This window comes from Paenibacillus sp. GL_099_B (assembly GCF_057835695.1).
The window spans coordinates 4,956,318-4,968,958 of record NZ_CM174430.1 but is presented as its reverse complement, the minus strand read 5'-3'; the positions used below and the strand labels follow the sequence as shown (position 1 = coordinate 4,968,958).

Below are 12,641 nucleotides of genomic sequence, written 5' to 3'. Positions count from 1 at the left end.
TTAATACGAGTCGTCTGACTCGATATCCGGTTCTAACAAACCATCACCTTCACGGTTCTCCAGATACTGTCGATATTGCCGATTGCGCACGATGGACACGTCATGACCGTAGATATCGGTTGCGACAAAGCTCTCATATGCCTCAACGCAGCCCTCCACTTCGTCAGTGGCTTCAATCGCCATAACGTCATAACTGTCGATGTCGCGTCCCTCAGCCATGGCCGGCGTGTTGGAGGTGCCCCAACTTTCAACAATCTGCCATGCATCTTCGCCGTCGAAGCCGTTCTGGTCATCACGTTCATCCAGGCTTGTGCGGCCAAAGGCAGGAGCGAGGAACTCTTCCTCGACAGGGCGATTTTCGGAGACAACGGTTTCCGGTTGATGCTTTTTGCAGTATTTGGTGTAAGGAACAGCTTGCATGCGTTCATATGGGATAGGTTGCTGACACACGGCGCAAGTTCCATAATGCCCTTCTTCGATGGAATGCAGAGCAGAATCGATGCGCTCCAGTTGAAATTCATCATGCTCCAGTAGGGAAATATCCTTTTCGCGCTCATACATCTCGGTAGCTACATCACCCGGATGGTTGTCAATCGGTGATAATTCACCTGTCTGCAGCTTCATGGAGTCACCAAGACCATAATGTTCGTTCTGCTCCAGTCTATGTTCAATATCGCTCTTTTCGGTTATCAGTTGGGAACGTAACGATTGCAGTTGTTTGGCAGTGAAATGTGACATCATTTTCCCCTTTCTGTTCCGTATGAACTCCGGATTTTAACTCTGTTGTAGGATGTACCATTTGGTGCTGAATTACAGAAGGGAAATGTTATCGTTTTTGCCATCCAGGCTGCGGCTAACCGCGTCGTGGACGATTTCCAAACAGCTGTGCTACAATGAACAAGTCTGGCGTAAAGCCTGGTATCGTTTGGAAAAGACAAGAACGGAGTGACAAACAAACGTGGTGTATTATATCCTCGCTTTTATCGTATTTTTAGTCGATCAGGGAACGAAGTTCCTAATTGCAACCCGGATGGAACTTAGAGATGAAATTCCGGTGATTGGCAATTTCTTTGTCATCACATCACATCGTAACTCAGGTGCAGCTTTTGGTATTCTACAGGATCAACGCTGGTTCTTTATTGTGGTTACACTAGTTGTCGTGGTGGCTTTGGTTTGGTATTTGCAAAAGGTAAAAGATACTCCGCACAAATTGCTGCCTGTGGCGCTTAGTTTGGTGCTTGGGGGAGCTATTGGTAACTTCCTGGATCGGGCTTTGACCGGAGAAGTTGTCGATTTTATCCAGCTTAATTTTGGTAGCTATACGTTTCCCATTTTCAACATAGCCGACTCAGCGATCTGTATCGGTGTGGTATTGATTATTGTGGAAACGTTGCTTGAAGGACGGCGCGAGAAAGCAGCCGCAAAGGTCGAAGGGAATGAACATCATGAGTAAATCGCAAAATGAAGAACAGACTAACGGAGACACGTCAACGCATGACGATGAACTCTTGAATGGCAATGATCGTATGGAATGGACGGTTGCCGCTGAACATAATAAAGAACGAATTGACAAATATATTACAGAATCCATGGATAACGTATCGCGCTCCCAAGTTCAATTGTGGATCGGAGACGGATTCGTAACAGTGAACGGGGCTAAAGTCAAAGCTAACGCCAAATTATCTGAAGGCGATCTGGTAGAGCTTCTGATCCCTGAACCGACGACTGTAGAGATTATTGCTGAAGATATTCCACTTGAAGTGGTGTATGAAGATAGTGATTTGATTGTTATCAACAAACAGCGTGGCCTTGTTGTACATCCAGCACCAGGACATACGTCAGGAACACTTGTTAATGCACTGATGTATCACTGTAAAGATCTCTCAGGCATTAACGGCGAGCTGCGTCCCGGTATTGTGCATCGGATCGATAAGGACACATCAGGTCTAATTATGGCTGCCAAAAATGATCGTGCTCACGCCTCGCTGGCCGCTCAGCTCAAAGAGCATAGTGTGAATAGACGATATATTGCACTCGTTCATGGGCATCTTAGCCATGATCAGGGTACGATTGATGCACCTATTGGTCGAGATACCAATGATCGCAAAATGTACACCGTTACAGAGCGTAACAGTAAACATGCGGTCACGCATTTTACCGTCACCGAGCGTATCAATGACTACACGTTGTTGGAACTGAAACTGGAGACAGGACGTACCCACCAGATTCGTGTTCACATGAAGTTCATTGGTCATCCGCTTGTTGGAGATCCGACGTATGGTCGTAACAAAGGGATCAAAATGCAGGGACAAGCCCTTCATGCGGCAATTCTCGGTTTTGTACATCCAACGACCGGAGAATACCTTGAATTTACAGCTCCGCTTCCGCAAGATATGGAAGATGTTCTAGCCTCACTGCGTAGCCGCTGACAGCTCGAGAAAGTACAAATGTTCGGATAATTTGTCCATGGTTTTGAACGCGCAAATGCTTCATATTAAAGTGTAGAAATTTGCGTCAAATGAGGAGATGAACAAAATCATGAGTATCGATAAATATCAGGAAACGTACATTCAGACTAATTTTGCCGACCGTATTGGCGGCTCCAACTATGGTAAAGACACCAACATCTATAAATTCGAGAAAATCAAACGTGCCAAAGCTTCGGCTAAAAAAGATTTTCCCAATGTAGAATTGATTGACCTCGGCGTAGGTGAACCAGACGAGATGGCAGATGCAGGCATCGTAGCTGCATTGGCGGAGCAAGCCTCCAAACCCGAAAACCGTGGATACGCGGATAACGGTATTCCTGAATTCAAGGAAGCGGCAGCTGCTTACCTGAAAAATGTATTTAATGTTGAAGGTATCGATGCATCAACTGAAATCGTTCATTCCATCGGCTCCAAGCCAGCTTTGGCGATGATGCCTTCTTGCTTCATCAATCCAGGTGATGTAACAATTATGACGGTGCCAGGGTATCCGGTTATGGGTACACACACCAAATACCTGGGTGGTGAAGTGTTCAACATCCAGTTGACCAAGGAGAACAACTTCCTGCCAGATCTGTCTGCTATTCCAGAAGAGATTGCGAAACGTGCGAAGTTGCTCTATCTGAACTACCCGAATAACCCGACGGGCGCGAGTGCTACCGTGGAGTTCTTTACGGAAGTGGTTAAATGGGCGAAGAAATACAGCGTAGTCGTTGTACATGATGCTCCATATGCAGCACTGACATATGACGGCAAAAAACCGTTCAGCTTCCTGTCTGTACCTGGTGCGAAGGATGTGGGCGTGGAATTGCACTCCCTGTCCAAGTCCTACAACATGACAGGCTGGAGAATTGGTTTTGTTGCAGGTAACCCGCTTGTTGTCAAAGCATTCAGCGACGTAAAAGACAACAATGACTCCGGTCAGTTCATCGCGATCCAAAAGGCTGCTGCTTATGGATTGAACCACCCGGAAATCACGGAAAAAATCGCTGAGAAATATTCCCGTCGTCACGACCTGCTGGTAGCTGCACTGAACGAGCTGGGCTTCCAGGCTGAGAAACCTAAAGGTTCCTTCTTCCTTTATGTTGAAGCTCCAAAAGGTATTGCTGGAGGCCGCCGCTTTGAATCAGGTGAAGACTTCTCCCAGTTCCTGATCCGTGAGAAACTGATCTCTTCGGTGCCTTGGGATGATGCCGGTAACTTTGTTCGTTTCTCCGTTACCTTTGAAGCTAAAGGGAAAGAGGAAGAGAAACGTGTTATCGCTGAAATTAAACGCCGCCTGAGCGACGTGCAATTCGAATTTTAATTGAGTTCACATAATCATAATGATGTAGAGAAAAAAGAGACCGGAAACGGTCTCTTTTTTATGCAAAAAAATATAAATTCTTCCTGTAATCCCTTTACAAAATTATACTAGCAACATATGATTAGATCTTTACGTTATTTATATAAGTCAGAAGTTGCTTTTGAAGGGAGTTATGGAAATTGTTATCATCACGTACCAGTACCGTGTCTACACCTGCTGCAGGGACAGGTAATACCATTTCAGGATTGCTTAAATTATTGAGACCAAAACAATGGACCAAAAATTTGCTATTGTTTGCCGCGCTGCTTTTTTCTTTTGAGGAAATTCGGACGGAGACCATACTATCGACTTTGCTAGGTTTTATTTTATTTAGCCTGGTTGCAGGCTGCGTTTATATTTTAAACGATTATGTAGATCGCGACAGAGATCGTCAGCATCCGGTGAAGATGTTCCGTCCCCTTGCTTCTGGACAGGTCAACCCGGCTCACGCGTTGCTGTTCGGAATTCTGTTACTGATTCTTTCCGTCGGGACAGCCTTCGTGATGAACCCGTTATTCGGAGTGTTATGTATTGTTTATTTCCTTTTAAATGTGTCGTACTCATTTGTACTGAAACATCTCGTTATTTTGGATATGATGACCATTGCGGCTGGATTTGTGCTTCGTGCGATTGCGGGCGGTGTGCTGATCCATGTACCATTTACGCCGTGGTTTCTCATTTGTACGATGCTGCTGTCCCTGTTCCTGGCTATCGGCAAACGGAGGAATGAACTTACCCTGCTTGAGGGAAATACCGGTTCGCATCGTAAAGTATTGGATAACTATTCAATTACGTTATTGGATCAGTTCAATACCATTGTCACAACGGCGACCATTATCAGCTATTCGCTCTTTACGTTCACATCCGATCGCACCATTCATTTAATGTGGACGATTCCTTTGGTCATATACGGCATGTTCCGTTATTTGTATCTGATTCATATGAAGAACCAAGGTGGTTCGCCTGATCGAGTTCTGTTTGAGGACAAGCCCATCTTGATTACGGTCATTTTGTATGTCATAAGTGTTATTTCGATTTTTGCTATTTTTGAATAAAAGTTAGAGTCTGGAAGGTAGAGGGGATCAGGGTGAAAAGCACGAAAGTCGCCATCTTTGATATTGATAAAACGATTATACGCAGAGATTCCATGTTTCAGTTTGTACATTACGGCGTTCGGCGTTACCCATGGCAGGTATGGAGATTGCCTGTAATTGCATATCATACCGCGCTGTTCAAGGCAGGTCTGATGACCGTTGAGCGTGTCAAACGTTCCTATTTCAAGAGCATTGAGCGCATGTCCGAAAAAGATCTGGAGCATTTTTTTGATACACGATTGCGTACTGCCATTTTTGCAGAGGCAAGTGTAGAGATGCAGCACCGTAAGGAAGCAGGCTATCATGTATTGCTGGTGACCGCATCTCCGCATGCCTATATGAAATATTTTAAAAACTTTCCCTGGGTGGATCATGTCATTGGTACCGATTTGGTTCGTCACTCGAATGGCTATACCTGTAGGATCGAAGGCAGCAATTGCAAAGGAGATGAGAAGGTTCGCCGAATTCAGGCCTATCTGGATGAGAAAAAGATGGTGATTGATTATGATCAATCCTGTTCTTATTCCGACTCCTTATCCGATCTTCCTGTGATGCAGTTAGTAAGTCAGCGGTACTTTATTAACAAGCGCGTGCCAGAGATGGAGGCATTGTCGTGGGGGAGATAAAAGGGCGCCATACAGGCAAGCTGTTGATGCTGGTCTCCGCTTTTCTTACAGCGACGGGCCAACTGTTCTGGAAGTGGGGGCTAACTGAGTGGGTCTATCTGGGCATCGGCTTTCTCTGTTATGGACTGGGTGCCATTTTGATGATCAAGGCTTTTGCTTTGGAAAAACTGTCTGTAGCCTATCCTTTGATGTGTGCCAGCTATGTGTTTGCGCTGATCTATGGATACTTTTTGCTAGGAGAAGAAATTACGGTGCAGAAGCTGGCCGCTGTTGTGCTGCTTGGAATTGGGGTGACGTTGACCAGTGTTGATCGATAGCTGGATGATTGCCGTATTAATTGCAATGACCCTGTGTGGAGCGATGGGGGGAGCGGGTTTGAAAGCCTACGCCACCAGCCGCAAAAAGCTGCATGTTTTAATAGGGCTAGGATTCTATGGTACAGGTGCGCTGCTGAACATTGTATTGTTGAAATTTCTTCCCTTAACGGTTGTGCTGCCAGCCAATGCGTTAACGTATGTGTGGACGTTCATTATAGCGCGGTTTGCCTTTAAGGAAGCAGTGGGTCCTTTGCGCTGGATCGGTGTCGCTTGTATTATGGGCGGGTTGTGTTTATTAGTTTTCTAGAATAATGAAACTGGATGTGAATGCATGAAATTTTTGGACTACATATTTTATAATCGCAGGACCAATTGGACGGCATTTTGCCTGTTTGCGGGTTTTGCTCTTTTTTACGCTCTCATGAATGGACCTTACGTGACGTACATTGCGAATCACGCAGAGCTACTTGGGTCATACACGCCATTTAGTACGACGCAGTTTCCACTTAATTTATTTAACTTCGATCCTTCCATGTATTATGGAGACAACAGTTCTTCGGTTATTCATCCGTTAATTTCATTTCTAGCGGTCACGCTTGAAGCAGGTGCTCAATTGCTGGGCGGGAATTGGTTCTTTCTTGTCCTGCAGTCCCTTGTGAATGCGGGTTCGGTTGTGCTGGTGTTTCTGTTTTTGAATCAAAAAGATAAACAAATCACCACACCGTTACTTTTCGCTTTATTGTTCGGTTTCAGCTCCTATCTGATGTTTACCGCGTTGATTCCGGATTCGTATCCGTACGTGCAGTTTGTTATCCTGTTCTCTGTGCTCTATATGCAGTACACCCGTGAACGGAAAGATGTACGTTACATCCCGAATGCGCTGCTGGCATCCATCAACTTCGGACTGACGTCGACCAACATTGTACCATTTGCGGCCGCCATGTTTTTCAATTTGCGTACGTGGCGTAACAAGTCTGGTTGGAAAAAGTATATCGGGATTATGGCACTGGCCGTTGCATTCATCGTAGTGTTGACAGGGATCCAATACATCGCGTTTGGCGGTCGCAGTTGGGTCAGCAACTGGCTGCTCGGCATTCAAAATGGGGGAACAAGCTATGCCACTCCATTCCAGTTCGCAGCTCATTGGAAAGCTCTAAGCTTGCTAACGATTAATCCGATGCTGTCACCGAAAGTACATTTGCTGGACCCGGGCATGGTCGCGTTTGTAACGGATCTGTCCCGTTCCAATCCGATCTATATTCAGCTCACGGGTATTTTTATTCTGCTGCTGGCGCTCACTGGGTTTATCAAGGGCATCCGTGAACGGGAAGTGTGGACTCTTGTGCCATACATTCTGTTTGCATTTTTACTTCATATCGTTGTTGGTTTCGGGCTGGCGGTATTTCAATACGATATGTACCTGTATGCAGGACACTATCTGTTTGCGTTTTTCCTCCTCGGTGGGGGCTTCGTCATCGGTCTTCGTCCGGGGATGGGCAAAAAAGTGCTAATAGGCTTGATCATGCTGTGTATTCTCGTCACTGCAGGGAACAACATCTATCGTCATGTAGAAACTTTAACAACTATTAAACAGTCCTATAATCAGTTGGAACAGGAACGTACAGTGAAATAATCAGACATTTTAATTATCCTATACAACGAGACAAGGCCATTGGATTAACAGTCCAATGGCCTTGTCTTGTTTAGAGTCAAACAAATGATTTAAGCAATAATTTTGGTCTTCTTGGCATTCTCGGCTGAACGTTTGGTGAGACTGCTGAGTGGACGTTTCAAAGCGAGAGCAACGATGAGACTCAGCGCAATGAACATGCACAACCATAGAATATCCTTGATGGCAGTCGACCACAAGATGCCGCCGACCGACTCACGCAGCAGACTGATCGCATACGTGAAGGGCATGAACGGATTCAATGCCTGGAAAAAGGGGGATGTCATGCTGATCGGAAACGTACCGCCGGAGCTGGAGAACTGGAACACCATGAAGATGATCGCGATCCCTTTTCCGATATTCCCAAAAACGGACAGCAGGGTGTACGTTATGGTAACAAATACGGCACTCACCAGCATGGCAAACAGGACAAACCACAGTTTATCTGCGACGTAGGTTCCGAGGATCAAGATATCTCCCAGGCTGACACAGACCGCTTGAAGCAATCCAATGGTCAGAAAAGTGGCGAGACGCCCAAGATACAACTCGTACCCCCTGAACTTGCCCTCTGGATTCTCAGCTTCGGCACGAAGCAGAGAAATCAGCAGCGTTGAGCCGACCCACAAGGACAGCACGCCATAAAATGGTGACATTGCCGATCCATAATTCGGAATTGGGTAAAGCTGTTGTTCCTTGATTTGCACCGGACTTGCAAGGAAAGCACTTTCTTCTTCAATGTCGCCGCGCAAAAGCTTGGCGAGTTCGGCAAACTGGTTATTGCCTTCGACTTCCCTAAGTTTGTCTGCAGCCTTGCTGATGGCACTTTCCAATGCTGGCAGATCATCACGTACAAGCGCGGCAACACGATGTACTCCTTTTTCGACCTCCGGAAGCTGGTTCTGTACAAAATCGGATGCCTTACCTATCTGTTTCTCGGCACTAGGCAGATCGTTCCGAACAAAATCAGCTGCTTCGTTCAACTTGGTCCCCAGCTTGGGCAGATCGTTTCGAATTAATGAAGACACTGTGTTCAAAGCTTGGATAAAGCCTTCACTTTTGTTCGCGAGTGTCTCTGATATCTCATGGATCTTAGATTGTATTTGAGGCAGTTCGCTCTGGATTTTTGTCAATTCAGTCTGCCCAAACGTAATCCCTTCTTTGGCTGATGCAAGAATATCCGCAATATCCGGAATTCGATCCCTTGCTCCCTGTAGTGCATCTGCTGAAGTGGAAAGGATAGACCTCAGCTTATCCGCACCAGCCGCAAGAGCCGGCGATATTTCGCTCTCGTAGGTGTTCATGATATTACCAATGCCGCTGCTAATGTCCTTGGACAGAGCATTTAACTGGGCGATGACGTCTGCGGGCGGAGTTGTATTGCGACGCAGAGCATCACTGATAATCCCAGCCAGGCGGATTTGCAACTGAAGTTTATCTGAAATGGTGTTCAATTGCGTAATTTTATCGGCAAGTGGATGGCTTGGAAGCAAGTTGTCGATTTTGCCCAGTAGTTCTTCCATACTGTCGACGAGTTTTACCGCAATCCCTAAGCGGGCAGCGATCCGGTCCAGATCTTCTGCTGTCGGCAGGGTATTAAGATCCGTATTTTGCAATTGCCCAAATACGTCTGACGCAGCGTTTGCGATTTGTTGCACCAGCAGCAGGTTTTGCCGGATCGCCGGGCCTATAGCCTGAAACGCTTCTTCACTGGAATCTACAAATTGATTCAAGCCTTCGGCCAGCTCAATCCCGTTACCAGCGATTTGTGATACTTTGTCCAGATCTTGCTCTGCGGCCGTTACGATGGACAGAGCCTTGTCGGTTTTATCGAGGGCCGTTTGGATGACACCTGATACCTGACCAAAGTTTGCATCCACTTCTTGAATACGTTCTACGGCTTTTTGAATATCGGGAATCCGCCCCTGAATAGCCAACACCTCGGAAGCCGCATCATTAATTTGTGGCCAATACTCCTGTACCTTGAGCACATATTGTGCGGCTTCATTGATTTCGGGCAGTTTTTTTTCGATCTCGACGATCTTTTGAGCATCTTTTACAATACCAGGCATGGCTTTTTCCACTTCCAGTACCTTTTGACCTGCAGCTTGTATCGCCGGAAGATTTTTCTCCAGCGTGAAAATGCCATTCTCCATCTTGCGCAAAGTTGGGAGCTGGGCATTGATCTCAACTCCGGCTTCCTTCAATTTGGTTAGAACAGCCTGACTGACGGCTTCAGTGAAATTTTCATTGATTTGTGTTGTTATCGCAGATACACCGGAACCTGTGATTTTTGGAGCAATGGCATTAACCTTCTCATTAACGGTATAGATTACCTCTGGGCGCTCCAGCTTCCCGTCAACGATGCCTGTAATTTTGGATGAAAAGTCCCCGGGAATGAGTAGGCTTGCATAATACTCTCCTGTTTGCACACCACGATCAGCCTCAGCCTGGTCCACAAAAGTCCATCCCAATTTTTCGTTCTCTTTCAGGCTGGTTACCAGTTCGTCTCCGATATTGACGTTAGTTCCTGCAACAGTTGCACCCTTGTCTTGCGTTGTCACCGCAATTTTGATCCCCTGGGTGTTACTGTATGGGTCCCATACGGATTTCACGTTGACCCAGTCATACACCCCGGGCAGTAAAATAATAGCCACAATTAGAAATATACCTGTGGGAACCTTCAAAATATGCAACCAGTCTGTTTTGTAAACATGCCAAATGTGACGCATAACTTCCTCCTAAATGTAAATAAATGTAGGTCTTATCTTATTTCTATGTCGCGTATTTGTAAATCCTTATGTATATCGGCTTTATTGAAGCATCAATGAATTGTTTCATGTTTATAAACTTTACCCATTTCACTGGGTACTAATGCAGAGCCTTCATGTATTCCGTGTTTCTGGACGTTGAACTCTAAAATTAGAAGATATTGATCATATTAAAAATGCCTTCAAAACTTAAGGCAGATAATACGAAACTCACTGCATGTTCCAAAGGGGAAGGGCTCTGTCTCAACGTTGAATATAGTCAGAGGATTATTTTGGCTGTAAGTTTCTCCGCAATTTCCTATGGATAAATATACAGAATTATTGTATAATTATGAATAACGAATGAAATGTGATGTGTTTGGATGTTTTTCAGCCGAACTGCTGATTCTAAGGGGAATACAGTAGAGGAATTTCGCCTGTGATGTTGAGGTGTTGACAGAGGGTTGTCTTTCTGTCATAATTCATGAAGACAAACGGACATATTGAGTATAGAACCCTGTGAGGTCCTTCAATATGAACGACATGAATAGCACCTTTAAATCAGTCCCGTGAGACTGGCAAGGTAACGTGAACGATACATCGTTCTTTTGCTGCGGCAAATGAAGCGATGCATCCCGAGAGTAAACTTTCTTCAGAGTGGTCTGAAGTTCGGAGACTCCTTGCCAATAAACACGGCAAGGAGTCTTTTTTGTTCTCCTCGTCACGGGGCCATGATCTGAAAGGTAAATCCTGAGGAGGCTGAACGCATGAGCACAGAGACACATGTCATTATGGATGAAACCGCGATCCGCCGCGCATTAACACGGATTGCCCATGAGATTTTGGAAAAAAACAAAGGTATTGAGGGCTGTGTACTGATCGGAATTCGAACACGGGGTGTATACCTCGCAGAACGGATCGCCGCCAAGATTGAAGAAATCGAAGGTACACCGATCCCTTGGGGAGAGCTCGATGTGACCCCTTATCGCGATGATCGCTTGGATGAGAATAAAGCGAATCGCAAGGAACTGTTGACGATGACACCTGAATCACTTTCGATTCATAACAAAAAAGTGATTTTGTTCGATGATGTGCTTTATACCGGACGTACGATTCGCGCAGCGATGGATGCCCTGATGGACTGTGGAAGACCACAGAACATTCAGCTGGCGGTTCTCGCAGATCGCGGACACCGGGAACTTCCGATTCGACCTGATTTTATCGGCAAGAATGTGCCGACTTCCAAATCAGAGGAGATCGAGGTTGCGCTCATGGAAACGGACGGACAGGACGAAGTCAAGATCATTCAGGACCGGGGGGAACAGGCATGATGATTACACAACCAGCATTGAAGGATCGGAGCTTGCTTGGCCTTAAGGACCTTAGTCGCGATGAGATCGAATCCATTCTGAACAGAGCAGCACACTGGGAAGCACAGAAGGAGAAACTGGTTCCTGTACTGGAATCCCATTTCGTAGCCAACATGTTCTTCGAGAACAGCACGCGTACTCGCTTCTCATTTGAGATGGCAGAAAAACGTCTGGGTGCACAAGTACTGAACTTCACGGCGGCTGCATCAAGCGTGGAGAAAGGTGAATCCATCTATGATACGGTACGCACACTGGAGTCCATGGGCATTGACGCAGGAGTGATCCGGTTGAAACCTTCGGGTGTTCTGCAACAACTGGCTCAGAAAGTAAATGTTCCACTAGTGAATGCCGGAGACGGGAATAACGAGCACCCTACCCAGGCGCTGCTGGATCTCTACACGATGCGGAAGGCTTTCGGTGAGCTGAAAGGTTTGCGTGTGTCGATCATCGGAGACATCCTGCACAGCCGGGTAGCTCGCTCCAATCTGTGGGCACTGCAAAAGTTTGGTGCGGATGTGCGCTTCTGCGCACCGCAAACGATGCAGGCACCGGAGCTCGCAGAACACGCGCCTTATGTAGGTCTGGAAGAAGCACTCGATGCGGATGTAGTCATGATGCTCCGAGTTCAACTGGAACGTCATAAACATGGCCTGATTACTTCGGCTGAGGATTATCGCGAACACTACGGATTGACGGAAGAACGGGCATCACGCCTGAAACCAAGCACAATCATTATGCACCCTGCTCCTGTGAACCGCAATGTCGAGGTAGATGACGCGGTAGTGGAGAGCGCAGCATCACGGATCTTCCCGCAGATGGCAAACGGTGTTCCAATCCGCATGGCGGTTATGGAACGTGCGATGAAACTGTAACAGGGTCTGGCTGTGGGTCTTAGGCTGACGGGACGGAAGTTCTTATAGAGCAATGTGAGGGTACACGATAAAGAAAATCATCCGACTTGTCTGGCAAGTCGGACAGAACCGAAGC

At 46.3% G+C, this 12,641-nt stretch carries 12 protein-coding genes; 10 read left to right on the top strand and 2 right to left on the bottom strand.

Annotated elements, in window-relative coordinates; genetic code table 11:
* Entirely contained in the window at positions 1 to 738 is a 738-nt protein-coding gene (locus tag AC3ITG_RS22615; protein ID WP_413379759.1) for a TraR/DksA C4-type zinc finger protein, read from the bottom strand.
* Between the two features lie 220 nt (positions 739 to 958).
* On the opposite strand from AC3ITG_RS22615, the gene lspA reads away from it, so the two are divergent.
* The 8 genes from lspA to AC3ITG_RS22575 all read left to right on the top strand — a co-directional run bounded on the left by lspA (position 959) and on the right by AC3ITG_RS22575 (position 7,501).
* The gene (lspA, locus tag AC3ITG_RS22610; protein ID WP_024628399.1) at positions 959 to 1,453 is read left to right on the top strand and encodes a signal peptidase II; all 495 of its coding nucleotides are present in this window, start codon (positions 959 to 961) and stop codon (positions 1,451 to 1,453) included.
* Positions 1,446 to 2,429, top strand: a complete 984-nt coding sequence (locus AC3ITG_RS22605; RefSeq protein ID WP_413372631.1) for an RluA family pseudouridine synthase — start codon at positions 1,446 to 1,448, stop codon at positions 2,427 to 2,429. The genes lspA and AC3ITG_RS22605 overlap by 8 nt, the downstream gene beginning before the upstream one ends.
* Before the next feature lie 109 nt (positions 2,430 to 2,538).
* The gene (locus tag AC3ITG_RS22600; RefSeq protein WP_489251423.1) at positions 2,539 to 3,792 is read left to right on the top strand and encodes an LL-diaminopimelate aminotransferase; all 1,254 of its coding nucleotides are present in this window, start codon (positions 2,539 to 2,541) and stop codon (positions 3,790 to 3,792) included.
* A gap of 179 nt (positions 3,793 to 3,971) precedes the next feature.
* A complete protein-coding gene (locus tag AC3ITG_RS22595) occupies positions 3,972 to 4,886 on the top strand; it encodes a decaprenyl-phosphate phosphoribosyltransferase (protein ID WP_205524744.1) in 915 nt (304 codons plus the stop codon).
* Between the two features lie 32 nt (positions 4,887 to 4,918).
* Positions 4,919 to 5,551: an HAD-IB family hydrolase gene (locus AC3ITG_RS22590; RefSeq protein ID WP_489251422.1), complete on the top strand. Its 633-nt coding sequence runs from the start codon at positions 4,919 to 4,921 to the stop codon at positions 5,549 to 5,551.
* 26 nt (positions 5,552 to 5,577) lie between these two features.
* Positions 5,578 to 5,868 carry an EamA family transporter gene (locus tag AC3ITG_RS22585; RefSeq protein ID WP_413028908.1) on the top strand — a complete coding sequence of 97 codons (291 nt, stop codon included), beginning with the start codon at positions 5,578 to 5,580 and terminating at the stop codon, positions 5,866 to 5,868.
* On the top strand, positions 5,855 to 6,175 hold the full coding sequence (locus AC3ITG_RS22580; protein ID WP_489251421.1) for a DMT family transporter: 321 nt from the start codon (positions 5,855 to 5,857) through the stop codon (positions 6,173 to 6,175). The genes AC3ITG_RS22585 and AC3ITG_RS22580 overlap by 14 nt, the downstream gene beginning before the upstream one ends.
* 24 nt (positions 6,176 to 6,199) lie before the next feature.
* Positions 6,200 to 7,501 (top strand): DUF6080 domain-containing protein, encoded by a 1,302-nt coding sequence (locus tag AC3ITG_RS22575; RefSeq protein ID WP_489251420.1) that lies wholly within the window; start codon positions 6,200 to 6,202, stop codon positions 7,499 to 7,501.
* A gap of 89 nt (positions 7,502 to 7,590) precedes the next feature.
* Here the strand turns inward: AC3ITG_RS22575 and AC3ITG_RS22570 are convergent, their stop codons facing one another.
* A complete protein-coding gene (locus AC3ITG_RS22570) occupies positions 7,591 to 10,266 on the bottom strand; it encodes a YhgE/Pip family protein (RefSeq protein ID WP_489251419.1) in 2,676 nt (891 codons plus the stop codon).
* 785 nt (positions 10,267 to 11,051) lie between these two features.
* Here AC3ITG_RS22570 and pyrR point away from each other — a divergent pair.
* On the top strand, positions 11,052 to 11,615 hold the full coding sequence (gene pyrR / locus AC3ITG_RS22565; protein ID WP_489251418.1) for a bifunctional pyr operon transcriptional regulator/uracil phosphoribosyltransferase PyrR: 564 nt from the start codon (positions 11,052 to 11,054) through the stop codon (positions 11,613 to 11,615).
* Positions 11,615 to 12,526, top strand: coding sequence for an aspartate carbamoyltransferase catalytic subunit (locus AC3ITG_RS22560; RefSeq protein ID WP_413379755.1), 912 nt, complete (start codon positions 11,615 to 11,617; stop codon positions 12,524 to 12,526). The genes pyrR and AC3ITG_RS22560 overlap by 1 nt, the downstream gene beginning before the upstream one ends.
* The last annotated feature ends 115 nt before the right edge of the window (positions 12,527 to 12,641 follow it).

Bases quoted from the DNA above. Each gene is read 5' to 3' on its own strand.
- AC3ITG_RS22560 (WP_413379755.1), top strand. From the start codon at position 11,615: ATGATTACACAACCAGCATTGAAGGATCGGAGCTTGCTTGGCCTTAAG.
- AC3ITG_RS22615 (WP_413379759.1), bottom strand. From the start codon at position 738: ATGTCACATTTCACTGCCAAACAACTGCAATCGTTACGTTCCCAACTG.
- AC3ITG_RS22585 (WP_413028908.1), top strand. From the start codon at position 5,578: ATGCTGGTCTCCGCTTTTCTTACAGCGACGGGCCAACTGTTCTGGAAG.
- AC3ITG_RS22605 (WP_413372631.1), top strand. From the start codon at position 1,446: ATGAGTAAATCGCAAAATGAAGAACAGACTAACGGAGACACGTCAACG.
- AC3ITG_RS22570 (WP_489251419.1), bottom strand. From the start codon at position 10,266: ATGCGTCACATTTGGCATGTTTACAAAACAGACTGGTTGCATATTTTG.
- pyrR (WP_489251418.1), top strand. From the start codon at position 11,052: ATGAGCACAGAGACACATGTCATTATGGATGAAACCGCGATCCGCCGC.
- AC3ITG_RS22575 (WP_489251420.1), top strand. From the start codon at position 6,200: ATGAAATTTTTGGACTACATATTTTATAATCGCAGGACCAATTGGACG.
- AC3ITG_RS22600 (WP_489251423.1), top strand. From the start codon at position 2,539: ATGAGTATCGATAAATATCAGGAAACGTACATTCAGACTAATTTTGCC.